Consider the following 24,352-nt stretch of genomic DNA (forward strand, 5'->3'; position numbering starts at 1 on the left):
GGGGTGGGCGGGTTGCTCGGGTGTCCCAGCGGCAACCAGGAAGAGAACGCTAAGTAACAGGGCGATTACACACAGATCTCGTGGGTATTACGAGCAGCACAGCACAAGCGGGTTCCGGAAAGCCGACGGGCTGGTAGTGTTCGGCCCGTAAGCGCCGCGAACATGCGGGCGTCGGATCACAAATCCGGCCTCGTCAAGGGCATGGGGTTCGCAGGGATGACGACTCCAGGCGGCGCGGTCACCACACATAAAACGCCGGGGTAACCGGTGACTTCGTCCTGCCCACATCTCCTTCTGTGAGCGACATATGAGCAATGCATCCCCAATGCCCGAACCGGTCTCCGAGTCGTTCATCTCGGAAGACCCGTCCTGGTACAAGCGGGCGGTGTTCTACGAGGTGCTGGTCCGTGGATTCAAGGACTCCAACGGCGACGGCACCGGAGATCTCCGCGGTCTCATCGAGAAGCTCGACTATCTCGAATGGCTGGGCGTCGACTGCCTGTGGCTCCTGCCGCTCTACGAGTCACCGCTGCGCGACGGCGGCTACGACATCTCCGACTACATGAAGATCCTGCCGGACTTCGGTGACCTCGGCGACTTCGTGCAGCTCATCGAGTCGGCGCACGCCCGCGGGCTGCGGATCGTCACCGACCTGGTGATGAACCACACCAGCGACAAGCACCCCTGGTTCCAGGCCAGCAGACACGACCCCGAGGGGCCGTACGGCGACTTCTACGTGTGGGCCGACGAGCCCACCGGGTACCCGGACGCGCCCATCATCTTCATCGGGGCCGAGGAGTCGAACTGGACCTACGACCCGGTGCGCAAGCAGTACTACTGGCACCGCTTCTTCCACCACCAGCCGGACCTGAACTACGACAACCCGGCGGTGCAGGAGGCGATGCTGGAGGTGCTCAGGTTCTGGCTGGACCTGGGGATCGACGGCTTCAGGCTGGACGCCGTGCCGTACCTCTTCGAGCGGGAGGGCACCGCGTGCAGCGGCCTGCCCGAGACCCACGCCTACCTGCGCAAGGTCCGCGCCGAGGTCGACCGGCTGTACCCCGACCGGGTGCTGCTGGCCGAGGCGAACGGCTGGCCGGAGGACGTCGTCGAGTACTTCGGCGACCCGACGGTCGGGGGTGACGAATGCCACATGGCCTTCCACTTCCCGCTGATGCCGCGCATCTACATGGCGGTCAAGAAGCAGACCCGCGAGCCGATCTCCGAGATCATGTCGCGCACGCCGAAGCTGCCCGACACGGCGCAGTGGGGCATCTTCCTGCGTAACCACGACGAGCTCACGCTCGAGACGGTGACCGAGGAAGAGCGCGACTACATGCACGCGGAGTACGCCAAGGACCCGCGCATGCGCGCCTACCTCGGCATCCGCCGACGGCTCGCGCCGCTGCTGGACAACGACCGGGACATGATCGAGCTGTTCACGGCGCTGCTGCTGTCGCTGCCCGGGTCTCCGGTCATGTACTACGGCGACGAGATCGGGATGGGCGACAACATCTGGCTGGAGGACCGCGACTCGGTCCGCACGCCGATGCAGTGGAGCCCGGACCGTAACGCCGGGTTCTCGCAGGCGGATCCCGGGCGGCTGTATCTGCCGGTGGTGATGGATCCGATCTACGGGTACCAGGCGGTCAACGTCGAGGCTCAGATGCGTAGCGAGAGCTCGTTGCTGCACTTCACACGGCGGATGCTGCAGATCAGGCACGCCCACCCGGTGTTCGGGACCGGGGCGTACACGGAGATGTGGTCGTCGAACCCGGCTGTCCTCACCTACACGCGTGAGGAGGGGGACGATCTCATGTTGTGTGTGAACAACCTGTCGAAGTATCCGCAGCCGGTGGAGCTGGATCTGCGGCGCTTCGAGGGGATGGTGCCGGTGGAGGCCCGTGGTGGGGTGCACTTCCCGCCGATCGGGGAGCTGCCTTACCTGCTCACGCTGCCTGGGCATGGGTTCTACTGGTTCGCCCTGAAGCGTCCTTAGACCCCAACCCCCGTAGAACCTCAGGACCGTAAAAGGTCTGGGGGTCCTGCGGGGGTTGCTGTCCTTTTAGAGGCGGGTTAGCGGGCGGTTACGGGGACTTGGGCGCGGGCGGCTCTTCTGGCGGGGATCACTGCTACGGCCAGCGCCGCGCCTACTGCTATCAGCACCGAGAGCATCAGGGTCATCGGGGTCGGGGGGCGGCCTATGCCTGCGCCCACGCCGCTGTTGGCGCCCTGCAGGTCGATCAGCCACGTCACCACCGAGGCCCCGGCTGACGTGCCTGCCACGATGCCGACCACCACCAGCAGGCCCGTGCCCGTGACCAGGGTGGCCATCACCTGGCGTGGGGTCAGGCCCATCGCCTTCAGGACCGCCAGGTCCAGGGCGTGGTCACGGAGCCCCAGCGCGCTGGCCGTCAGCAGGTTGGCCAGCCCGATCAACGCCAGCACGAAGATCAACGCCACGATCACCACCCGGATGATCGACAGCCGGTCCGCCGGGTTGACGACCCGCTGCACCTCGGGCCCCTCCCCCAGCGCCGCCACCAGGCGCGTCCGCACGACGCCGGGGTCGAAGCCGTCGCGTACCGCCAGCGCGTAGTACGACGGCGGCGAGTTGTCCTTGGGGGCCAGGTTGTCCAGCCCCACCGACAGCACCTGCCCGTCGAGGTCGGGCTCGACGGTCCTGCCGACGATCCGCACGATCAGCGGCGACCCGCCGACCGTCAGCCGCACCCGGTCGCCGATCTTCACCCCGAGCAGGTCGAGCAGCCCCTGCCCCGCCACCCCCTCGCCGCGCTCGGCGAACAACCGCCCCTCGACCACAGGAAAGGGGTACGGCGCGGCCGAGCTGCCCAGCGCCCGTACCCGCACGGACCGCGCCTCCCCCGGCGCCAAGGCGTCCACGTCGCTGCCCGGATAGACCTGCGCCACCCCCGGATCCTGCGTCGCGACCCGCTGCACCTGCAGCGGGTCCGCCTTGCCCGGCCGGACGATCAACCCAGCATGCTGCCCCACCTGATCCGGATTTTTCAGGAAGTTGTCGAGCGTCGACCACACCCCGAGCCCGATCGTGATCATCATCATCGGTACGGCCAGCCCGAACGCCGTCAGAAACGCCGGTCCCCGCCGCGTGAAAGCGTCGCGGGTGCCGAGCACCAGCGCGGGCGGCAGCCGTACCAGAAGAGCCAGGCGAGCCAGCCGCGACAGGTGCCCACGCGGCGGCGCCGCAGGCGTCGCCGGGATCGGCGGCGTGCGCCCGCCGCGCCAGGCGGGCAGCCCGACGGCGGCGAGCACCACGAGCGCGGTCCCGCCCGCGATGGCCAGCGTCGGCATCGGCGCCATGGACGTCGTACGGAGCACAGCGACCGTCACCGCCCACCCGGCCACCCCGCCCAGCAGGATGCCGATCAGCCCGAGCGCGCCGTGCTCCACCACGAGCAGCCCGGCGACCTGCCCCCGGGTGAACCCCATCGACTTCAGCGTCGCCAGGTCACGCAGCTGCCCGAGCACCCGCCCACCTGCCGCGTTCGCCAGCGCGAGCACCGCCGCGACCAGCCCCACGATGCCGAACAGCGCGAGCAGCGTGCCGAGCAGCCGGTTGTCCAGCTCCATGGAGGCGCGCACCTCGCGCCAGGTGTAGACGCGCTGCAGCTCCGCCTCCACCTTGACGACGGCGCGCTGGGCGACGAGCTGGGTGGCGTCGAGGTCGGCCAGGCGCAGCCCGGTGACCCACTCGCTGCGCGCCGGTGCGGGTTCGACCTTGTCGAGCATCGCGGGCAGCACCCAGACCAGGCCGGGCGTCCACTCCGGGTAGAAACCCTGCTCGGCGGAGTCGGCGATGCCGCGCACGTAGAGGGTGTGCCGCTCGCCGAGCAGCGAGGTCAGCGCGAGCGGCGCGCCGAGCCGCAGGTGCAGGGCGCGGGCGAAGGACTGCTCGACGACCACGCCGTCCGGCTGCGCCATGTCCAGCCATCGGCCCTCGGTGAGCAGCGGCCTGGCCACCTCCGGCGGATCCTGCGGCAGGGCGCGCAGCCCGGCCTGCTGTTTCTTGCCGTCCTGCATGACCATGACGGGCGCCGACCGGTACGGCCCGGCCACCTGCGTGACGCCCTCGATGCCGCGCAGCCGTTCCACGGCCGGTTCGCCGTCGGTGTGCAGCCACACGTGCGCGCCGTTCGTCTGGTTGAACAGGCTGCGCCACGGGTTGGTCCCGTCCTCCAGCAGCGTGGCGGCGGTGATCAGGGCCGCGACGATGCCCGCCACGGCGAGCACGGTGAGCGCGATCTGCCCCCGCCTGGCCCGCAGGTCGGCTCTGATCCAGCGGGCTCCGGCACGGTAGGTGCTCATCGCAGGTCGATGACCTCGCCCGCGCCGCCCTTGGCCGGACGCCGCCGGGCGATCTTGCCGTCGTCGACGACCTCGCCGTCGAGCAGCGACACGACGCGGTCGGCGAGGCTGGCGACGCGGGCGTCGTGGGTGACCATGACGATCGTCTGCCCGTCCCTGTGCACCTCGCTGAGCAGGCGCAGCACGTCGCGGGTGTTGCGGCTGTCGAGGTTGCCCGTGGGCTCGTCGGCCAGCAGCAGGCTCGGCTTGTTGGCCAGCGCCCTGGCCAGGGCGACCCGCTGCTGCTCGCCGCCCGAGAGCTGCGCTGGCGCGGCGTCGGCGCGCTCGGTGAGGTTGAGCGCCTCCAGCAGGTGCTCCCTGCGCTCGCGGGCGTCCTTGGTCGAGGCGCCGCCGAGCAGCGCGGGCAGCTCGACGTTGTCGGCGACGGTCATGTTGGCGACCAGGTTGAAGAACTGGAAGACGAAGCCGACCTTCTTGCGCCGCAGCAGCGCCCAGGCGCTCTCCGAGAGGGTGTCGACGCGCTTGCCGTCCAGCCAGATCTCCCCGCTCGTGCGGGCGTCGAGCCCGCCGAGCATGTGGATGAGCGTCGACTTGCCCGAACCGGACGGTCCCATGATCGCGATGAACTCGCCGTCGTCGACCTGAAGGTCCACCCCGCGTACGGCGGGCACGGGCACCGCGCCGCCGGAGTAGATCTTCACCAGGTTGACCGTCTTCAGGACCGTCACGAGGCCTCCTTCGTCGGCCTCATGACAAAGTCGCTGTGCCTATTGGCTCGCTCGCTGCGCTTACTCACAGGTCCTCCTGGCAGCGTTCCAGCCAGTCGAGGTCGGCCTGCAGGTGCAGCATCGCGCCCTCGATGAGCAGCAGCGCGACCTTGTTGCGCTGGTCGGTGCGCTCGGCGAGCTCGTTCAGCTCGCGCATGAGCGACAGGTAGTGCCGTCGCTGGCGGCTGATCAGCGCCATGCGGTCGGCGATGCCGGTGAGCGGGGCCAGGACGAGCTTCATGAAGAACTCGTCGCGCACCCGCGGCCCCTCCGTCGGTTCCTCCACCCAGGTGGTCAGCGCCTCGCGACCGGCGGCCGTGAGGTAGTAGACCTTCTTGTTCGGGCGGTTGGACTGCTCGACGTCGACGGCTCTGACCAGGCCGTCCTTCTCGAGCCTGCCGAGCGTGACGTAGATCTGGCCGATGTTGGGCGAGGGGTAGGCGCTGCCGAAGGTTTGCTCCAGAGCCTGTTTGAGCTCGTACCCGTGGGCAGGCTCCTTGGCGAGGAGTGCCAGCAGGTGTAGCCGCACACCCCACCTCCCGATGGTTACGCACGCGTTACCGACATATACGTTGACGTCCAGATTAGCGCTGTGCATAACATGAATGCATCTACCTAACACGAATGTAATGGGGAGGAAACAAAGGTGCTTCGCCCGGCAACACTGCTGCTGGCCGTCCTCCTGGCGGCCGGGTGCGGGTCGGCGGGCGAGGTGGGCGGCGGCGAGCCGGGGACGGGTGGGAACGGCCCGATCACCTTCGCCACCGGGCGCGACACCACGGCGTACCTGCAGCCTCTGCTGGATCGCTGGAACCAGGCCCACCCGGCCGAGAAGGTGACGCTGCTCGAACTGCCCGAGGCGGCCGACGAGCAGCGCGCGCAGATGGTCGCCAACCTCCAGGCCAAGAGCGAGCGCTACGACGTGCTCGGGCTTGACGTGGTGTGGACCGCCGAGTTCGCCGACAACGGCTGGATCATCCCCTTGGAGCGCGGGCTCTTCCCGCTCGACAAGTTCCTGCCGACGGTCGTCGACACGGCTCTGTACCAGGGCAAGCTCTGGGCGGTGCCGTACACGAGCAACGCCGGCCTCCTCTACTACCGCACCGACCTGGTCAAGAAGCCGCCCACGACCTGGGCAGAGCTGCGCGAGCAGGCGCGCAGGGTCAAGGGCGTCGGCGGGTACGGCGGGCAGTTCCTCGCCTACGAGGGCCTGGCCGTCAACTACCTGGAGGCGCTGGGCGAGCAGATCGTCAGCGCCGACGGCACCACCGTGACCCTCGACCCCGACCGGGCCAGGACCGCGCTCGGCGTCTTCACCCAGGGCCTGCGCGAGGGCTGGATCCCCAAACGCGCGCTGAACTTCAAGGAGGAGGAGTCACGGCTCGCCTTCCAGAACGGCACGCTGGCCTTCGCACGCAACTGGCCGCACGCCTACGGGCCTGCGTCAGGGCCTGACTCGCAGGTCAAGGGCAAGTTCGCGGTGACCAGGCTGCCCGGACTGAACGGACCGGGCGCCAGCGTCCTCGGCGGCGTGAACCTCGCCATCAGCTCCTACTCGCGACACCAGAACACCGCTCAGGAGTTCATCCGCTACTTCACCGGGCTGGAGAACGAGCGGCGGGTGCTGACCGAGGGATCCTTCCCGCCGGTCTGGACCGAGCTCTACGACGACCCCGAGCTGATCAAACGCTTCCCGTACCTGCCGGTGCTGAAGGAGAGCATCCTCGCAGCCAAGAAACGGCCGGTGCACCCGAACTACAACCAGATGAGCCTGGTGATCGCCAGTGCGGTCTCCAAGGCTCTCACCCCGCCCTTCAGCGACCCCACCACCGACTTCGGCACCTCGTTGAAGGCGGATCTCGCGGAAATCGTGAAGAACCAGTAGGTGAAAGGCACGCGCATGCGAAAAACAGCGACTCTCCTTGGACTGGCCCTGGCCGTGGCCGCCTGTGGCGGCAACGCCCCGACGACCACACCGAACGAGACGGGCGCGGCCAGCTCGGCACCGGCCCCTGCGGCGAAGTCGCTGCAGGGCGAGAAGATCGAGATCGCCGCCAAGTGGACCGGCGACGAGCAGAAGAACTTCGAGCAGGTGCTCAAGGCGTTCGAGGAGAAGACCGGCGCCGAGGTGACCTACGCCTCGACCGGTGAGGACACCGGCGCCTACCTCGGCCCGCGCATCTCCGGCGGCAGCCCGCCGGACGTCGCCGTCCTGCCGCAGCCCGGCCTGGTCCAGCAGTACGCCGACGCCAAGCAGCTCAAGGCGCTGACCAAGGACGTGACCGACCAGATCGACGCGAACTACACGCCGTACTGGAAGGAGCTCGGCTCGGCCAGCGGCCAGGTCTACGGCGTGCTCGTCAAGGCCGCCCACAAGTCCACGGTCTGGTACCGCAACGGCGCCTTCGAGGACGCCGGCGTGCAGCCGCCGACCACCTGGGACGAGATGATCAAGGCAGCCCAGACGATCGCCGACTCGGGCACCGCGCCGTTCTCCCTCTGCGGCGCGTCCGGCTGGACCCTGACCGACCTGTTCGAGAACGTCTACCTGTCCAGCGCGGGCCCGGAGAACTACGACAAGCTCGCCAAGCACGAGATCCCGTGGACCGACGCGAGCGTCGGCACCGCGCTGACGAAGATGGCCGACATCTTCGGCAAGAAGGAGTTCGTGCTGGACGGCGCGTCAGGTGCGCTGCAGACCGACTTCCCGACCTGCGTGACCAAGGTCTACGACCAGAAGAAGGCCGCCATGGTCATCGAGGCGGACTTCGTCGCCGCCTCCGTCGCGCAGTCCGGCGCCAAGGTGGGCGAGGAGGCCAAGGTCTTCCCGTTCCCGAAGGTCGGCGACACCGCTCCCGTCGTGCTCGGCGGCGACGTGGCCGTGGCGCTGAAGGACTCCAAGGGCGCCATGGCGCTGCTGGCGTACCTGGCCTCGAAGGAGGGTGGCGAGGTCTGGGCGAAGCTGCCCGGCTACCTGTCCCCCAACCGCAACGTCTCGCCGGACAACTACCCGGACGACCTGACCAAGCAGCTCGCGCAGACGATCATCACGGCCGGCGAGTCCGTCCGCTATGACATGTCCGACCTGGCGCCCAGCGCGTTCGGCGGCACCGACGGCAAGGGCGAATGGAAGGTCCTCCAGGACTTCCTGCGCACCCCGAGCGACGTCAAGGGTGCACAGAAGGCGCTCGAGGCTGAGGCCGCCAAGGCCTGGAAGTAGCCTGACATGGCTGATCAGTCACGCCGCCTCGGGCCATCCCCGCTGATCGCATGGTTCTTCGTCCTGCCCGCGATGGTGCTCCTGGGCATCTGGGTCGTCTATCCGATCGTGTACTCGATCCTCAGGAGCCTGTACGACGCGTCGGGCAAAGGCTTCGTCGGGCTGCAGAACTACGGTTCGATCTTCACCAACGACAGCACGCTGATCGCGCTCAGGAACAACCTGATCTGGGTGGTCGTGGCGCCGCTCGTGGTCACGACGCTCGGCCTGATCTTCGCGGTCCTCACCGAGCGCATCAGGTGGGCCACGGCGTTCAAGCTGATCGTCTTCATGCCCATGGCCGTCTCGCTGCTCGCGGCGGGCGTCATCTTCCGCCTGGTCTACGAGCAGGACCCGGACAAGGGCATGGCCAACGCGGTGATCTCCACCGTGAGCGGGCTCTTCTCCAGCTCCCAGGGCTACCCGGGGGCGCGGCCGCGCGACAACGACACCTCGCCGGTCGCGCTCAAGGGCCAGAATGTGGAGACCAAGCAGGCGGTCTCCCCCGGCCAGCCGGTGCTGGTGCCGCTGGTGGGCATCAAGGCGGAGATCCTGCCCAAGGACGCCGCCCCGGCCAAGGCCGCCACCGGTGACGGGCTGAGTGGAACCGTCTGGTTCGACTTCACCCCGGGCGGCGGCGGCAAGGCCGGTCAGGTCGACTCGGCCGAGAAGGGCCTGCCGGGGGTGACCGTGGAGGCCGTCAAGGACGGCACCGTCGCAGCCACCGCGTCGACCGGCCCCGACGGGACGTTCCGGTTCGAGGGGCTTCCCGCAGGTTCCTATGTCGTACGGCTGCCGCAGTCGAACTTCGAGTCCGGCTTCAACGGGCTCGCCTGGCTCGGCCCCGCGCTGATCACGCCGGCCATCATCGGCGCGTTCATCTGGGTGTGGGCCGGGTTCGCGATGGTGCTCATCGCGGCGGGTCTGGCGGGCATCCCGCGGGACGCGTTGGAGGCGGCGCGCATCGACGGCGCGACCGAGTGGCAGGTGTTCAGGAAGATCACCATTCCGCTGCTCTCGCCGGTGCTGCTGGTCGTCTTCGTCACGATGATCATCAACACGCTGAAGGTGTTCGACCTGGTGTTCATCATCGCGCCTGGATCCGTGCAGGACCGGGCGAACGTGGTGGCGCTGGAGATGTGGCGGGTCTCCTTCGGCGGCGGCAACAACCAGGGGCTGGGCAGCGCGCTCGCGATCTTCCTGCTGATCCTGGTGCTGCCGTTCATGATCATGAATATCCGGCGGTTCAGGAGGGAGCAGTCATGACTGCGGAAGCTGTGGGCGCTCCCAAGCGTGGGCCGGTCGGCAAGCTCGTCGACAAGCTGGGCAGCGGGGTCGTCCAGGTGGTGATGATCCTCATCGGGCTGTTCTGGCTGGTGCCGACGCTCGGGCTGTTCGTCGCCTCGCTGCGCGACACCCCGACGAACAACGCCGAGGGGTGGTGGACGGTCTTCACCAAGCCCGCCCAGATCACCCTGGAGAACTACTCCAGCCTGCTGGCCAGCGGGTTCACCGCGTCGTTCTGGAACACGGTGCTGATCACCGTGCCCACGACGCTGCTGGTGATCGGGATCGCGGCGATGGCGGCGTACGCGTTCGCGTGGATCGACTTCCCCGGGCGGGACATCCTGTTCCTGGTCGTGGTGGGGTTGCTGATCGTGCCGATCCAGATCGCGCTGATCCCGATCGCGTCTCTGTACGGCCAGGTCGGGGTTTTTGGCACTATCCCGGGCGTGGTGTTGTTCCACGTCGCGTTCGGCCTGCCGTTCGCGATCTTCCTGCTCCGCAACTTCTTCGTCGGCATCCCCGGGTCGCTGCTGGAGGCGGCGCGGATGGACGGGGCGAGCGAGTGGAAGATCTTCTCGACGGTGGTGTTCCCGCTGGGTAAGCCGGCGATCGCGTCACTGGGCATCTTCCAGTTCCTGTGGGTGTGGAACGACCTGCTCATCGCGCTGGTCTTCGCCAACACGGGGTCGCAGCCGATGACGAAGGCGCTGCAGTCGCAGATGCGGCAGTTCGGGACGAACGTCGACATCCTCTCGTCGGGGGCGTTCCTCTCGCTGATCATCCCGCTGGTGCTGTTCTTCGCCTTCCAGCGGTACTTCGTGCAAGGGATGATGGCCGGCTCGGTGAAGTGATCTTTTAGGGGCGCCCGCCTACTACGGGGGCAGGCGGGCGCTTCTGGGATACAACCGTCCTATGAGGTTCCTTCTGGCGCTGGCTCTCGCCGTTCCCGGTGCGCCCGGTGGCGGTGATCCGTACTTCCCGGACCAGGGCAACGGCGGTTACGACGCCGGCCACTACGACCTGGTGCTCGACTACAACCCGAGCTCCAACGCGCTGACCGGCGCGCTCACCCTCACCGCGCGCTCGACGCAGGACCTGAGCGCCTTCGACCTCGACCTCGTCGACACGCTGGCCGTACGGTCCGTGACCGTGGACGGCGCGGCGGCGGCGTTCAGCCAGAAGGGCCAGGAGCTCGTCGTCACCCCCGCGGCCGCGCTGGCGAACGGCCAGGACTTCACGGTCGCCGTGCGCTACGACGGCAAACCCACCCACGTGCTCGACCCCGACGGCTCGCGCGACGGCTGGATCCGCACCAGCGACGGCGTCTTCAACGCCAACGAGCCCCAGGGCGCCATGACCTGGTACCCCGGCAACCACCACATGACCGACAAGGCCACCTACCGCTTCACCGTCACCGTCCCGGACGACCGGGTCGCGGTGGCCAACGGCGATCTCACCTCGAAACGCTCCGGCGGCGGCCGTACCACCTTCGTCTGGGACGCCCGCGAACCGATGGCCAGCTACCTGACAACGGTGTCGATCGGCAAGTTCCAGCTCACCGACGCCAAGATCGGCAACTACCGGACCATCGTCGCCGTCGACCCCAAACTCGCCGGCAAGGCCACCGCCTTCGCCCAGCGCCACGCGCCGATCCTCGACTACTTCAGCTCGCTCTTCGGCCCGTACCCCTTCTCCTCGACCGGCGGCATCGTGGACCACGAGCCGAACGTCGGCTATGCCCTGGAGACGCAGACCCGTCCCATCTACCCGTCGGTGCCCGGCGAAGGGACGCTGTCGCACGAGCTGGCCCACCAGTGGTTCGGCGACTCGGTGACGCCCACCCGGTGGAAGGACATCTGGCTCAACGAGGGCTTCGCCACCTACGCCGAGTGGCTCTGGCTGGACAGGACCGGCGCCAAGCCGCTCCAGACGTCCTTCGACACCGCCTACGCGCAACCGGCCGACTTCTGGGAGATGCCTCCCGGCGATCCAGGCTCGGGTGCCGCGATCTTCGACGACCCCGTCTACGACCGCGGCGCCATGACCCTGCACGTCCTGCGCCGGACCGTCGGCGACGCGGCGTTCTTCACCATCCTGCGGACGTGGACGAGCGAGCACCGGTACGGCAACGCCGACACCCAGGCGTTCGTCGCCCTCTCCCAGCGCATCGCGGGCCGCGACCTGTCCGCACTGTTCACCACCTGGCTCTACAAGCCCGGCAAGCCCGCTTTGTGATCTTTTCTCCGTACGGCATGCGGTTGTGGCAGCACCCTCGGTAGGGTGTGCTGCCATGACCGGTCGTCCCCTGAACGAAGTCGTCGAAGCCGGATGGGCCAAGGCGCTAGAACCCGTAGCTGAGCGGGTCGCCCAGATGGGTGAGTTCCTCCGCAAAGAGATCGCCGAAGGCAGGCAATACCTGCCCGCCGGGCCCAACGTGCTCCGGGCGTTCAGCCAGCCCTTCGACGACGTCAAGGTGCTGATCGTCGGGCAGGATCCCTACCCCACGCCCGGACACCCGATCGGGCTGTCGTTCTCCGTCGCCGCCGACGTGCGGCCGCTGCCCGGCAGCCTGGTCAACATCTACAAAGAGCTCATGGCCGACCTCGACCTGCCCCGCCCCACCAACGGCGACCTGACCCCGTGGACGGAGCAGGGCGTGCTGCTGCTCAACCGGGTGCTCACCGTCATGCCGGGCAAGCCCGCCTCGCACCGCGGCAAGGGCTGGGAAGAGGTCACCGAGCAGGCCATCCGCGCGCTCGTGGCCAGGAACAAGCCCATGGTCGCGATCCTGTGGGGGCGCGACGCGCGCAACCTCGCGCCGATGCTCGGCGACGTCCCGCTGGTCGAGTCGGCGCACCCGTCACCCCTGTCCGCGCGCAGCGGATTCTTCGGGTCGCGGCCGTTCAGCCGCGCGAATCAACTGCTCGAACAGCAAGGCGCGGCGCCTGTGGAGTGGAAGCTCCCCTAGCATCGTGGCCATGAGTGATGACGAGAAGTTCCTGCGCCTGACGGTCGAGTTGACCGTCGAGGTGCTCGATGTGAGTGCGCTGCAGGCCGCGGCGCTCGCCGAGATCCGGCACCCTGAGGCCGACCTCGACGACGAGGAGCGCAAGGAGCAGGCCGAGCTGGTCTCCTCCGACGAGACCGGCGCCACGGCGCTGCAGTGGCTGATCGAGCCCGACCACGTGCTCTCGCTGATCGAGCACGTCCAGGAGGTCGAGCCGCGCGAGGCCGTGCTGGGCGTCGAGCCGTCGGACGGCCCCAGCGACGACGACGAGGACGAGCACGACCACTGACCGGCTCGCTGCGGCCACGCGTGTACGGCGTGGCCGCACGGGCTTTCTTCTGGAGGCGTTTTGATCGTCGCATTCTCCATCACGCCGCTGGGTGTGGGCGAGGGAGTGGCTGAGCCGGTGGCTCGTGCGGTGAGGGTGGTTCGCGAGAGCGGGCTGCCGAACCGGACGGACGCCATGTTCACCACGATCGAGGGCGAGTGGGACGAGGTGATGGCGGTGGTCAAGGCGGCGGTGGACGCGGTGGCGGAGGTCGCGCCGCGCGTCAGCCTGGTCCTCAAGGCCGACCACCGGCCTGGCGTTACGGACGGGATGACCAGCAAACTCGAATCCCTGGAACGCCACCTCCCCTAACCACCCGGCCCTCCTGACCACCCCCCTCCTGACCACCCCGGCCCTCCTGGCCGCCTCGCTCCCCCACCCCATCTGCCTATCCACCCCACCTCCCTAAACTCCAGCTCTCCTCACCACCTCAGGTGTCTTGAGCCCCCCAGCGCGGGCTCCTGAGTCCACTTTCAGCGACCCCTTTCGGGCCCCGCCCCTCGAGGGGGCCACCCCCACTCGGACCTCTGCCCCACAGAAGACAGCCTCGCGTCCATCGGACCCGCCGCCCAGGGGGCGCCAGGGCCGCCCTGCGCCACCAGGCCCAAGGCCTGCCCTCCGCCCACCCCGCGCCACGCTTCCGCGCCGCGCCGCGCCGCTCCCACGCGGCCCCGCCCCGCTCCCGGGTCGCTCGCACGCGGGCTGCCCTCCGCCAGCGCCTCGCCTGACCATGCCCCTGGCCCTCTCGCGCCCTTCGTGTCGCCCGCATGCCCGTCGCGCCCCGCACAAAGGGCTGTCTTCTGACGTCCCCAGGACCCCCGAATGAGGTGCATACTCGAAATCGAGTAATCCTTCTTGAGATATGTCTTGACCGACTATAAGACGCGACATATCGTGACCACAAGACGAGACGCGATATGTCGCGTATCCCAACGAAGGAGTCCCCCATGGAGCGAGTCCCCGTCCTGATCGTCGGCGCCGGTTACGCAGGCCTCAGCGCCGCCGCCCTCCTGGCCCTCCGCGACGTCCCCGTCATCCTGGTAGAACGCCACGCCACGACCTCCATCCAGCCCAAAGCCTTCGGCGTCAACCCCAGAGCCATGGAGCTCCTCCGCCCCCTCCCCGGCATCGAGAAGGCCTTCAGCGAGATCTCCGCGGGCATCAGCGACGGCATGCGCATAGCCATCGCCTCCAGCCTCAAGGACCCCAACCCCCACATGATCATCAGCGACGAGGCCGAGGACTTCTCCTTCCTGGCCGACGCCACCCCCGTAGCCCAGATCGGCGCCCCCCAGGCCGACATCGAGCGCGTCCTGCGCACCAAGGCGGAAGAACTCGGCGCCGACCTCCGCTTCTCCACCGAGCTGGTCTCCCTGGAGCAGGACCCCGACGGCGTCACCGCGGTGGTCCGTACAGCCGAAGGGGAGTCCACCATCAGGGCCGACTACGTCGTGGCGGCGGACGGCTACCGCAGCCCGATCCGCTCGTGGCTGGGCATCCCGACCAGCGGCAAGGGCGACCTGGGCAGGATCCGTTCCATCCTGTTCGACGCGGACCTGTCGGGACTTGTCCGCGATCGCGAGGTGACGCTGTGGTACCTGCAGAACGAGCACTTCAGCGGCGCGATCATCACCGGCACCGGCGTCGGCGCCCACGGCATGGGCGTCAACTTCGACCCGGCGAAGGGCGAGAGCGAGGCCGACTTCACCGAGGAGCGCTGCACGGAGCTGATCCGCATCGGCACCGGAACGCCGGATCTCGAGGTGAAGATCAAGGACCAGGCCACGTTCGTCATGGCGCACAACCTGGCCGACCGCTACCGCGAGGGCCGCGTCTTCCTGGCCGGGGACTCCGCCCACACCATGCCGCCCACCGGCGGCCAAGGCGGAAGCACCGCGCTCCAGGACGGATGCGACATCGCCTGGCGGCTCTGGCTGGTGATCAGCGGCCAGGCGGGCCCGGAGTTCCTCGACACCTACGACGCCGAGCGCCGCCCGCTCGGCAAGCTCACCGCGGACGCGCAGCTCGCCAACCTCGGCGAGCGCATGCCGCCCGCACAGCGCGCCGACTACCCCGAGCAGCCGATCGCCGACCCGTTCAGCGCCCTGTTGGGCCTGCGGTACCACTCGTCCGCGATCATCGAGGACGCAGGCGACGACGGCTCGCTCATCGAGCCCGAGCGCCTCCCGGTCGGACGGCCGGGCAGCCGCGCCCCGCACGTGGTGCTCGACTGGGACGGCTCGGCGATCTCCACCATCGACCTGTTCGGCGCCGGGTTCGTCCTGCTCGCCGGGCCCGACGGCCGCGAGTGGGCCACCGCCGCCCGTACCGTTTCCGCCCGTCTGGGGGTACGGCTGACGCCGCACCGCCTGGGCGGCGAGCTGCGTGACGTGCAGGGGACCTGGGCGGCGAGGTACGGCGTGACCTCAGGCGGCGCCGTACTGGTCCGCCCCGACGGCTACATGGCCTGGCGCTCCCCCGCCCAGGACCCGGACGCCGCCCGCACCCTCGACCGGGTCCTCCGCACGATCCTGCACCACTCCTGAGACCGCTCCGGTCAGCCCGCGATGAGCTGCTCGCGACGGACGAGCAGCTCGTTGCGGCGGGCGGTCAGCTGGTCGCGGCGGGTGGCGATGCTCTCCAGCGCCCCGCCCACCCAGCGCGCCATCTCCGCCACCGCCTCCCGGGTGCGGTTGATCCGCTGGTGCTTGAGCGCGTCGGTGATGATGTTGTCGAAGAAGGTGTCCACGAACCACCGGGTGTCCACCTTGGGCAGCTTCGGGCTCGCGGAGACGCCGATGTCGCCGAGCTCCCGCGCGAAGGCGTCCAGCGCCTGCTGCGCGTGCCAGGCCGCCTGGTCGGCGCGGAGCAGATGGTCACGCTCGATCGAGTCCGCGATGAACCCGCCGCCGATCACGTCCCAGGTCGACGCGCTGCTCGCGCTGCCCAGCGACCGCAGCACCTGATCGAGCGCCTTGCGCGCGGCGAACCCCGCCTCCGCTGCCTCGCCGTGTTCGCGCAGGTCGGAATGCGTGTCGGCGAGCCGCAGCGACAGCGCCACCAGCTCGCGCCCGTCCGGATGGCCCTGCTCGACCAGCAAGCGCTCCTTCTCGACGAGCACCCGCGCGTACGTCTCCTGGGCACCGGCGAGCTCCGCCAGTTCCCGGTCGTTGTCCGTACGAGCAGCTGTCAGGTCACCGAGGCGCTGCCGCTGCCCGTGCAAGCGCTGCCAGGCCGCCTCGACCTCGGCGCGCTCGCGGGCCAGCTTGTCCTCCTTCGACCCGGCGATCCGCGCCACGAACCCGGCGAACCCGCCCTCCAGCCGGGCGACGTCCCGCTCCTCCTTGGCCAGCTGCTTCTCGAGCTGCTTGACCGCGGCGGTCACTTCGTCGATCTGTACGGCGACCGCCTGCCGCTGAGCCGTGATCTGGTCGAACCGGCGCACGCGCTCGCGGGCCTGCCGGAGCTGGCCGTCCACGGCCTCAAATGAATTCACATCATTTCCGACGAACAGCCCCTTCCCGACGTTCCCACTAGGGGTTTTTGCGCATCGACGCAGGTAGCGCGGCCGACCTACCGTCGCAGTGCCGACGATTGCAACGGGAGGGCCGGCGATGCTCGAAGAGAACCCCTCGGCCAACACAGGCCTGGCGATCACGTCAGGGGACTACAACGACCAGACCGTCCAGTTCGTGGAGCGCCGGCTCATCGTGCAGCTCGCGGCGCCCGACGGGCAGCTCACCGCCATGGACGCGATCGACGCCCAGGTGAGCGCCGCCCTCGCCGCGCTGCCGCCGGGCACGACCGTCCTGCGCGGGCCCAGCCGTACCGGCAGGTTGCTGGTCGTTCTGCCGGAAACCGACACGGTCCTGTCCAACACCGGCGTCGCCGACGCCTCGCCTGCGATCTCCTACGTCGAGCCTGACGTCGTCGACCGCGCCCAGATCGTGCCCAACGACCCGCGCTACCCGCAGCAGTGGGCGCCGGGAGCGGTCAACGCCGAGGCCGCGTGGGACCTGGAGACCGGCGCCGCCAACGTGCTCATCGGCATCGTCGACTCCGGCATCTCGCTCAGCGCCGACGTGCTCGACCACGACGACCTGCGCGACAGCGCGCGGATCACGCTCGGCACCGACTTCGTGGACGGCGGCACGCCGCGCGACCTCAACGGCCACGGCACCCACGTGGCGGGCATCGCCGCGGCCGCCGGGCAGAACGCCAGCGGCATCGCCGGGATGAACTGGCGCTCCCCCGTCTACATCTGCCGCACCCTGGACGCGGCGGGCAACGGGAGCTCGGCCAACTTCGCCGACGCCGTCGAGGAGATCACCGACTACGCGGTCGCGCACGGGCTCAAGGCCGTCATCAACTACTCGGGCGGCGGCCCGGACAACATCACGAAGAAGCAGGCCTGCCAGTACGCCTCCGACCGCGGCATGCTCGTCGTCGCCGCGACAGGCAACGACAACGCGGGCCCGGTGATCTGGCCGGCGGCGTACTCCACGGTCATCACCGGCGTCATCGCGGTCGGCTCGACCGACCAGGGCGACGTGGTCTCCAGCTACTCCAACGTCGGCCCCGAGACCACCGTCGTCGCTCCCGGCCGCAACATCCTGTCCACCCTGCCGACGTACACGGTCAGCCCGTCGCTGCCGCTCAACTACGGCACGCTGAGCGGCACCTCGATGGCCACGCCGCTGGTCACCGGGCTGGCGGCGCTCATCTGGAGCCGCCACCCCGGGCACACCAACGCCAAGGTGAAGGAGTGCCTGCAGGACAGCGCGGTCAAGCTCGGTGCTGCGGCCTTCGACAACTCCTGGGGGCACGGGCGGGTGGACGCCAGGGCGGCGCTCACCTGTGGCGACCTGGTGATCCCGCGCACGGTGCTCGTGGGGTGCCCCAGCCGGATCACCATCTGCCCGCCACCCAGGACCCGGCTGTGCCCGTCGGTGCTCACGATCTGCCGTACTCAGCTGGACTGCCCGTCGCGCCTCCCGGTGCTCTGCCCGACCACGCGCCTGGCCATCTGCGGGCACAGCGTGCTGCGGTGCCCGTCGGCGATCGACGGCTGTCCTTCAAGCCTGGGCGGCTGCGGGTCCGAGCTGTGCAACCCGGTCGATCCCAGCCGTCCCGTGGGCCCGGTGGAGATCCAGCTCTCCTCAGCGGAACCTTCGGGCGCGGACTGGTTCTACGTGGACGACGACGGCGAAGTCCACGAGGTCTGAGCCGATGCCCGCGCTGGCCCGCCGCGCCGTACGGCTCCTGCTGGAACGCGGCCTGATGTCGGCAGCCGACGTGCACCGCTACGGCGTGACCGCGCGGGACGTGTCGGAGTCCAACGCGGTCGTGCTGGTCGAGCTGGGCAACGGCCGCGGGTTCGCGGTGAAGGACGTGAGTTCCTCCCGTGACACCGGTCAGGGATCGCCCGCGCAGGAGATCGCCCTTTACCGTACGGCTGGCGCCCATCCCGGCTGCGCCCGCATCCTGCCGCGGCTGGAACTGCACGACCAGGACACCGGGCTGCTCGTGCTCGAAGGCGTCATCTCCGCGCGCCGCCTGGACCGGCTCGACACCTCCGGCTGCGCGGCCTCCTTCGGGCGCGCCCTCGGCGCCTGGCACCAGGTGGGCGCCGACCTCCCCCGGCTGGCGGCCACCCGGCCGTGGTTGCTCGACATCGCCGGTCCCGCGCGGCTGCCGGTCCTCACCAACGACGGGCCGCTGCGGTCGCTGACCGACGCGCTCCTGGACGACCCGTCCCACCGGGCGGCGCTCGATCTGGTGCGTACGGCATGGGCCGCCGACACCGCCATCCACGGCGACGTGCGGTTCACCAACGTCCTCATCCGGTCGTCCGGCGAGGCGGTGCTGGTGGACTGGGAGTCGTCGGGGTTGGGCGACTCGCGGTGGGATGTGGCGGGGGGTGTGCAGGAGTACCTCAGCGCGGGGCGTCCCATCGAGGCGTTTCTGGATGGGTATGCGGTTGGGCGGGGGCGTCCGGTGGAGGCGGCGTTTTTCGGGGCGTTCGTGGCGTGCCGGTTGTTGCTGCGGGCGTTGCAGCTGGCGAACTGGATGGACGAGCCGGAGGCCGAGATCGAACGCCACCGATCCCTGGCCCGCTCCCTCCTGGAGTCCCCATGGCCCTTGCCCCTCCTGGGGTTGGCATGATCCTCCCCCTTGCGTCTGAGGGCCGGATAGCCACCCGCTCGCCCTTGGGGCCCGTTCTTCCGCCCCTGGGGTCCGCATGGTCCGCGCTTCCACTCCTGGTGGCCGCGTGGCCCACCCTTCCACTCCTGGAGGCCGCGTGACACACCCTTCTGCTCCTGGAGACGGCGTGATCCATCCGGACATCACCGAGGCGGGAATCCTGCTCGCCGGGCTCCCTCCAGGTCAGCCCGACCTGGACCAGGTGCTCTACCTCTGGTACCTGGCGAGAAGCCCCCTCCCCACCCGGCCAGCCGTACCCACCCCCGTCGACCTCGACCTCGGCAACGCACTGGACGCCGCCCACGCCGACGCCACCCGCTACGTCGGGGGTTGGCGCGCCGAGTCAACCACCCCCATGGGCGGCGTAGTAGCCCGCAACGGCACCCTCGTCAGACACCTGCCCCGCGCGCACTACACCGTCCCCGTCCGACCGGGCCTTTCCGCCAAGCCTGGAGACGCATTGCTGGTACGAGCAGCCTGGACGTGGCGAGACGAGGACCACGGCTTCTGGTACACGAGACGCGGCCCCTGGCCACCCCCCGGCGCCGAATGGCTGACCCGCACCTACCTCAACACAGCCCCCAGCGACACCCCAGAGGCCATCGCCACCCTAACCAGCCTCCTGGCAACCCACCGAACAATCTCCTACCAGCTCAAGACACCCCTATCCACGGACCACGGCGGCCGAGCCGACGCCGTGGTCCTCTACCTGGGTGCACCCGACGCAGCAGCCCTGAAGCCCTTCCTGAGCACCGCCGCACAATCCCTCCCCCTACGCCCCGCCCGCCCCCGCTTCACCACCCCCCTGGCACCCGGGGCGGGACAGGCGGACAGCTCGCTGGAGGGGGAAAGCTTCGGCGAGTCCCGCTGCGCCCTCGTCGCCCAGGCGTGGCTGGCCCTGCCCGAGACCTCCCGCCACAACCCAACAGCCATATCCCAGGCGATAGCCGCCACCTTCACCGCCGCAGGCCTCGACCCCACCAACCCCCACCGCCTCCCTCCCCCGACAGCACAGCAACCCCCCACACCCGCATCCCCGTCCCCCGCATCCCCGTCCCCCGCACCCCTCACCCCCGCACCCCTCACCCCTGCACCCCTCACCTCTGCGCCCCTCACCCCCGCAGCCCCGTCCCCCGCGCCCCTCAGCCCCGCAGCCCCGTCCCCCGCGCCCCTTACGCCCGCGCCCCTCACCCCCGCAGACCTGCCCTCCGCGCCCCTCCCATCTCCACAGCCCCTGACTCCCACAGCCAAGCCCCTCGCCCAGGCGGAACCGCTATGAGCAGGTCAGACGCGGTAACGCGGATCGCCGAGCAACTGATCAAGGAAGCCCTATGGGACGGCGAGCGCGCCACCTGGCTAGGCGACGACCGCCTGTCCACAGGCACCACCGTCTACCGAGCTGTCGGCGGCGACCTGTACGGCGGGACGGCAGGCATCGCCACATTCCTAGCCCGCTACGCCACCCACAGCGGCGACCCCGAAGCCGCACGAGCAGCCCGCGGCGCACTAGCCCACGCAATCAGCTGGGCAAACCGCACCCGCCCAGACGGCGCCCTGATGTCCGGCACAGCAGGCATAGCCGTAGCCGCCCTCGACGCCGCCAAGCTCCTCCAGGACGACCACCTGGCAACCCAAGCCGCCCACCTCACCCGAACCACCCTGCAACGCATCCCAACCGCCATCGACCTGATCTGCGGCCGATCCGGCACCCTCCTGGCCCTACTCCACCTAGCCCGCGGCCTACCCACCGCAGAAATGCCCCTCACCGCGCACGCCCTCCACCCACCAAACACCCACGCGCCCGCCCCCCACGAGCAGCCACACCCCACACCCGCCCCCCGGCACAACCCCACGACAGCCACCGCCGCACACAACCCGGGCAGATGGCCGTCCCCCAACCCAGTGACCGCAGCCGTGGACGCCATCGGGCGTGGTCTCGTCGAGCAGGCCCAGCCAGGCCCCGTGACCGGCCGCTGCTGGCCCTCCGACATCAGCGACGACGGCCCACCCCTCTGCGGCCTGGCCCACGGCGCCTCTGGAGTCGCCCTCGCCCTGCTGGAGTGGGGCGCCACCGATGCAGCAGCCGACGCAGCCGCGTACGAACGATCGTGGTACTCCCCCGACCACAACAACTGGCCCGACCTCCGCGAAGGCGTCGCCTGGCCGGCGTTCTGGTGCCACGGCGCGCTGGGCATCGGGGTGGCGCGACTACGCCAGTACGACCTGACCGGCAACCAGGTGTACGCAGCAGAGGCAGGCGCCGCCATCGACACCGTCGTACGCTCGCTCGGCTCCATGGCCGTCCAAGACCTGTCGATCTGCCACGGCCTGTCCGGTGCGGTGGACTTCCTCCTGGACGCCGCCCAGGTGTTCGCCCAACCCGTGCTCCGTACAGCAGCGATCGAAGCGATGGAAGCCGCCATCGAGCGGGTGGGCGACAGCGACTGGCCGTGCGGCGTCCCCGAGGGCGGCGAGAACCCCAGCCTGTTCCTGGGCCTGGCAGGCATCGGCACCACCCTGCTACGAACCTTGGACGCTAGAACCCCCTCGACCGTGCTCGCCTATGCTGGAGGCACCATGGCAGCCCGCGTGATCGTCCAACTGGGAAGCGTCCCCGAGAACCTCCGCGACCAGGCCGAGTCCATCAGCCGGCTCGTCCCAGGGGCCCGGGTGGAACGCATATCCCCACGCGGCCGAGTCCTCCTCCGCCTCCCCGCAGAAGCAGACATCACGGCAGCCCTGGCCAGCCTCAACGCGATGGACAACGTCGAATACGCCGAACTGGACGTCACCGACACCGCCCAGGACTAGCCACCCACCCTGGGAACGAGCACACGACCCTCGGACCAGCCACTCCCTCACCCGCTATTGCGGCCGCCGATCCTCAACGCCCTATCCCATCGCGACACCAGGCCTCGCCCCTCAATCCCCGCCACCTACCGCGGCACCCGCCCCACACCCGCTCTCCACCAGTCATTGAGACACCCGCCCCCTGCCACCGCAGCCCCGGTCTCCGCCAGCCATTGAGACGCCCAGCCTCTCTCATCTAGGCATCCGCCGCTCATTGAGACGCCCGTTCCTCGCGGCCTATCGGGCCAGCAAGCCATCGCCAGCCCCTGAAGCCGGGACGATCTCAGCCGACCAGCAGGTCCTCGCGGCGGGCCATCAGCTCATCGCGAGTACGGCTCAGCTCGGTGGAGCGCACCGCCAGCTCTGCGAGAGCTCCCACGACCCGGGCACCTCCGTCAGGCAGGCCGTCATCGAGCTGAGCCTGAGCATCGGAACGCGCCCGGGCCACCGCCGACAGCTCCGCCTCCACCCCGCTCAGCCGTCGGGCGAGCTCCGCCAGCTCGGGGGCGCGAGGGTCGGAGGCCTCGATGAGCCGCCGTTCCTCGCGTGACAGGAGCTCCTCATAGACCTCCCGCGCCGGGCCTACCTCGGCGAGTTCCCTCTCCAGCGCTCGCTGATCGGCGTAGTAGGAGCTGAGCCTGCTCTCTTCGCCTCGCCGTACCTCGAGCTTTGTGATCCCTGTTGCGTCGGCCGCTTGTTGCGCCTGTTCGATGCGGGTTTCGAGCAGGCGGTGGCGTTCCGCGAGCTGGTCCCATCGGCGGGCGCGGTCGCGTGCTACGTGCAGGTCTTCCTCGATCATCTCAAAGGGGATCACACACCTTGGACGGGGCTAACAGGGGTTTCGGTTCAGGACGTGGCTGTCATTTTCATGCGATACCGGTCAGACGGTTGTTGGCGGGTGGGCCGCAGGATTCCAGCGAAGCTCCAGCGCCAACATCAAGACTGGCGAACACCGGGCAAGGGTCGGGTGGCACAGGCCTTGGTGCCGGGGGCGAGGGTCGGACACAGGGGGGTGCGAGACCTGAGGGGTCGTGGGCGGGTGGGGATGGGAAGGGCTTCGACGGGGGTTGGGCCCTTCCCTGGTGGGGGGTGGGCGCTCGTTGTGCGAGGACCTCAGCGGCGGAGGGGCCGAAGAGGTTGGGGGTTGGGCTTGCATGGCGGGCGTCCTTCGTCACCGGTGTCGGGTCGCGTGATGGGTGGTCATTGCGGGATGGAGTTCCTCGGATGGCGAGCGTCGATCAAGTGACGAGCGCCGTTCGAGGGTCTTCGCTGACGGAGCTCCTTCGGGTGGTGGGGTTCTTCGAGGTTCCAGGGCGTCTCCCGGACGGGTGCGTTGGTCGGTTTCTGGGGTGCGTTAGGCCGCCAGGTTGTCCTCGATGTCGGGGGTGTTGTGGGGCTGGATGGCGGGTGCCTTGGCTAGAGGGATCGGCGTCGGGGTGGAGCGTGGCTCGGCGAGGGGCGCCGGATAGCTGGGGGTTGGCGGGTGGCCAGGGGTCGGCGGGCGATTGGGAGTCGGTGGATGGTTAGGGGTTGGCGTGTGGCTAGGGGTTTGCGGGTGGTTGGGGGTCAGTGGGCGGTTAGGGGCTTGTGGGTGGCTAGGGGTTGGTGGGTGGTCGGGGGTGGGGGTGTAGAGGGGTTGGCGGGATGGGGGGCGGGGGGTGAAGTGGGGGGTTTGGGTGGCGCAGAGCCAGTCGTTGAGGGTGCCGGTGAAGCTTGATGGTGGGGCGACCTTCAGGCATGTGACGTCGCCGCTGCCTGGGGTGGGGTCGACCTTCAGGCAGGTCACCTCTGTAGGGCTTGGGGTGAGGGGCTCTTGGGGGCGAGGGGTTGGGGTGCGCTTGAGGCGGGCGAGGAGGTTACGCGGGGTGGAGGCTGCGGCCTTCAGTGGGGGTGGGAGGCGGGAGGGTTCGAAGGTCGGGGGGTCGGTGATGGAGAGGGGCGCGGGGTTGTCGGTGTGAGGGGGTGGGGTGGCAAGGTGCGTCGCGCTGAGGGGCGTAGCGCTAGGGGTCGTGGCACTGGGGTCTGTAGGCGTGGTGATGGGGGTGGAGGTGGTGGCTGGGGTGGAGGTGGGAGCGGACGTTCCTGTCGGGGTGGACGGACTCGCTGGGGTGAACGCCTCCGCCGAGGTGGACGGGACCGTTGGCGCGGACGGGCGCGCTGGGGTTGTCGTGCCCACTGATGCGGGCGGGATTGCTGGGGTTGATGCCGGGGTGGGCGGGGTCGTTGGGGTGGGCGGGGTCGTTGGGGTGGGCGGGGTCGTTGGGGTGGGCGGGGTCGTTGGGGTGGGCGGGGTCGTTGGGGTT

At 69.5% G+C, this 24,352-nt stretch carries 19 protein-coding genes and 1 pseudogene; 14 read left to right on the forward strand and 6 right to left on the reverse strand.

Going from position 1 to position 24,352, the window contains the following annotated elements:
* Window positions 1-325 precede the first annotated feature (325 nt).
* Window positions 326-1,999 carry a maltose alpha-D-glucosyltransferase gene (gene treS / locus ACIBG8_RS20680; protein WP_397344474.1) on the forward strand — a complete coding sequence of 558 codons (1,674 nt, stop codon included), beginning with the start codon at window positions 326-328 and terminating at the stop codon, window positions 1,997-1,999.
* Between the two features lie 77 nt (window positions 2,000-2,076).
* Here the strand turns inward: treS and ACIBG8_RS20685 are convergent, their stop codons facing one another.
* The 3 genes from ACIBG8_RS20685 to ACIBG8_RS20695 all read right to left on the reverse strand — a co-directional run bounded on the left by ACIBG8_RS20685 (window position 2,077) and on the right by ACIBG8_RS20695 (window position 5,643).
* Window positions 2,077-4,347, reverse strand: a complete 2,271-nt coding sequence (locus ACIBG8_RS20685) for an FtsX-like permease family protein (RefSeq protein ID WP_397344475.1) — start codon at window positions 4,345-4,347, stop codon at window positions 2,077-2,079.
* On the reverse strand, window positions 4,344-5,075 hold the full coding sequence (locus tag ACIBG8_RS20690) for an ABC transporter ATP-binding protein (protein ID WP_397344476.1): 732 nt from the start codon (window positions 5,073-5,075) through the stop codon (window positions 4,344-4,346). The genes ACIBG8_RS20685 and ACIBG8_RS20690 overlap by 4 nt, the downstream gene beginning before the upstream one ends.
* A 64-nt stretch (window positions 5,076-5,139) precedes the next feature.
* Window positions 5,140-5,643 carry a PadR family transcriptional regulator gene (locus ACIBG8_RS20695; protein WP_397344477.1) on the reverse strand — a complete coding sequence of 168 codons (504 nt, stop codon included), beginning with the start codon at window positions 5,641-5,643 and terminating at the stop codon, window positions 5,140-5,142.
* 117 nt (window positions 5,644-5,760) lie between these two features.
* Here ACIBG8_RS20695 and ACIBG8_RS20700 point away from each other — a divergent pair, with 117 nt between their 5' ends.
* From ACIBG8_RS20700 to ACIBG8_RS20740, 9 genes are all read left to right on the forward strand, one after another.
* A complete protein-coding gene (locus ACIBG8_RS20700; protein WP_397344478.1) occupies window positions 5,761-6,999 on the forward strand; it encodes an ABC transporter substrate-binding protein in 1,239 nt (412 codons plus the stop codon).
* A gap of 15 nt (window positions 7,000-7,014) precedes the next feature.
* The gene (locus ACIBG8_RS20705; RefSeq protein WP_397344479.1) at window positions 7,015-8,334 is read left to right on the forward strand and encodes an ABC transporter substrate-binding protein; all 1,320 of its coding nucleotides are present in this window, start codon (window positions 7,015-7,017) and stop codon (window positions 8,332-8,334) included.
* Between the two features lie 6 nt (window positions 8,335-8,340).
* On the forward strand, window positions 8,341-9,639 hold the full coding sequence (locus tag ACIBG8_RS20710; protein WP_397344480.1) for an ABC transporter permease subunit: 1,299 nt from the start codon (window positions 8,341-8,343) through the stop codon (window positions 9,637-9,639).
* Window positions 9,636-10,511 carry a carbohydrate ABC transporter permease gene (locus ACIBG8_RS20715; protein ID WP_397344481.1) on the forward strand — a complete coding sequence of 292 codons (876 nt, stop codon included), beginning with the start codon at window positions 9,636-9,638 and terminating at the stop codon, window positions 10,509-10,511. Before ACIBG8_RS20710 ends, ACIBG8_RS20715 begins: the two co-directional genes overlap by 4 nt.
* 61 nt (window positions 10,512-10,572) lie before the next feature.
* Window positions 10,573-11,895, forward strand: a complete 1,323-nt coding sequence (locus ACIBG8_RS20720; RefSeq protein WP_397344482.1) for a M1 family metallopeptidase — start codon at window positions 10,573-10,575, stop codon at window positions 11,893-11,895.
* Between the two features lie 55 nt (window positions 11,896-11,950).
* Complete coding sequence (locus ACIBG8_RS20725; protein WP_397344483.1) at window positions 11,951-12,628, forward strand: uracil-DNA glycosylase; 678 nt, start codon at window positions 11,951-11,953, stop codon at window positions 12,626-12,628.
* A gap of 10 nt (window positions 12,629-12,638) precedes the next feature.
* Window positions 12,639-12,956 carry a hypothetical protein gene (locus tag ACIBG8_RS20730; RefSeq protein WP_397344484.1) on the forward strand — a complete coding sequence of 106 codons (318 nt, stop codon included), beginning with the start codon at window positions 12,639-12,641 and terminating at the stop codon, window positions 12,954-12,956.
* A gap of 60 nt (window positions 12,957-13,016) precedes the next feature.
* Complete coding sequence (locus ACIBG8_RS20735) at window positions 13,017-13,307, forward strand: MTH1187 family thiamine-binding protein (RefSeq protein ID WP_397344485.1); 291 nt, start codon at window positions 13,017-13,019, stop codon at window positions 13,305-13,307.
* 635 nt (window positions 13,308-13,942) lie between these two features.
* Window positions 13,943-15,541: an FAD-dependent monooxygenase gene (locus ACIBG8_RS20740; protein ID WP_397344486.1), complete on the forward strand. Its 1,599-nt coding sequence runs from the start codon at window positions 13,943-13,945 to the stop codon at window positions 15,539-15,541.
* Between the two features lie 11 nt (window positions 15,542-15,552).
* On the opposite strand, the gene ACIBG8_RS20745 is transcribed toward ACIBG8_RS20740, so the two are convergent.
* A complete protein-coding gene (locus ACIBG8_RS20745) occupies window positions 15,553-16,491 on the reverse strand; it encodes a hypothetical protein (RefSeq protein WP_397344487.1) in 939 nt (312 codons plus the stop codon).
* Between the two features lie 118 nt (window positions 16,492-16,609).
* On the opposite strand from ACIBG8_RS20745, the gene ACIBG8_RS20750 reads away from it, so the two are divergent.
* The 4 genes from ACIBG8_RS20750 to ACIBG8_RS20765 all read left to right on the forward strand — a co-directional run bounded on the left by ACIBG8_RS20750 (window position 16,610) and on the right by ACIBG8_RS20765 (window position 22,010).
* Complete coding sequence (locus ACIBG8_RS20750; RefSeq protein ID WP_397344488.1) at window positions 16,610-18,220, forward strand: S8 family serine peptidase; 1,611 nt, start codon at window positions 16,610-16,612, stop codon at window positions 18,218-18,220.
* Window positions 18,221-18,224: 4 nt separating this feature from the next.
* Window positions 18,225-19,160, forward strand: a complete 936-nt coding sequence (locus ACIBG8_RS20755; protein ID WP_397344489.1) for a phosphotransferase family protein — start codon at window positions 18,225-18,227, stop codon at window positions 19,158-19,160.
* Window positions 19,161-19,326: 166 nt separating this feature from the next.
* Window positions 19,327-20,478, forward strand: coding sequence for a T3SS effector HopA1 family protein (locus tag ACIBG8_RS20760; protein WP_397344490.1), 1,152 nt, complete (start codon window positions 19,327-19,329; stop codon window positions 20,476-20,478).
* Window positions 20,475-22,010 (forward strand): lanthionine synthetase LanC family protein, encoded by a 1,536-nt coding sequence (locus ACIBG8_RS20765; protein ID WP_397344491.1) that lies wholly within the window; start codon window positions 20,475-20,477, stop codon window positions 22,008-22,010. The genes ACIBG8_RS20760 and ACIBG8_RS20765 overlap by 4 nt, the downstream gene beginning before the upstream one ends.
* Window positions 22,011-22,332: 322 nt before the next feature.
* Here ACIBG8_RS20765 and ACIBG8_RS20770 read toward each other — a convergent pair whose 3' ends face one another.
* Both ACIBG8_RS20770 and ACIBG8_RS20775 read right to left on the reverse strand, forming a co-directional pair.
* The gene (locus ACIBG8_RS20770; RefSeq protein ID WP_397344492.1) at window positions 22,333-22,863 is read right to left on the reverse strand and encodes a hypothetical protein; all 531 of its coding nucleotides are present in this window, start codon (window positions 22,861-22,863) and stop codon (window positions 22,333-22,335) included.
* A gap of 1,186 nt (window positions 22,864-24,049) precedes the next feature.
* Window positions 24,050-24,352, reverse strand: a pseudogene (locus ACIBG8_RS20775) (hypothetical protein); the annotation flags it as partial.

Origin of the sequence: Nonomuraea sp. NPDC050556 (assembly GCF_044457355.1) — a bacterium.
Taxonomy (GTDB): domain Bacteria; phylum Actinomycetota; class Actinomycetes; order Streptosporangiales; family Streptosporangiaceae; genus Nonomuraea.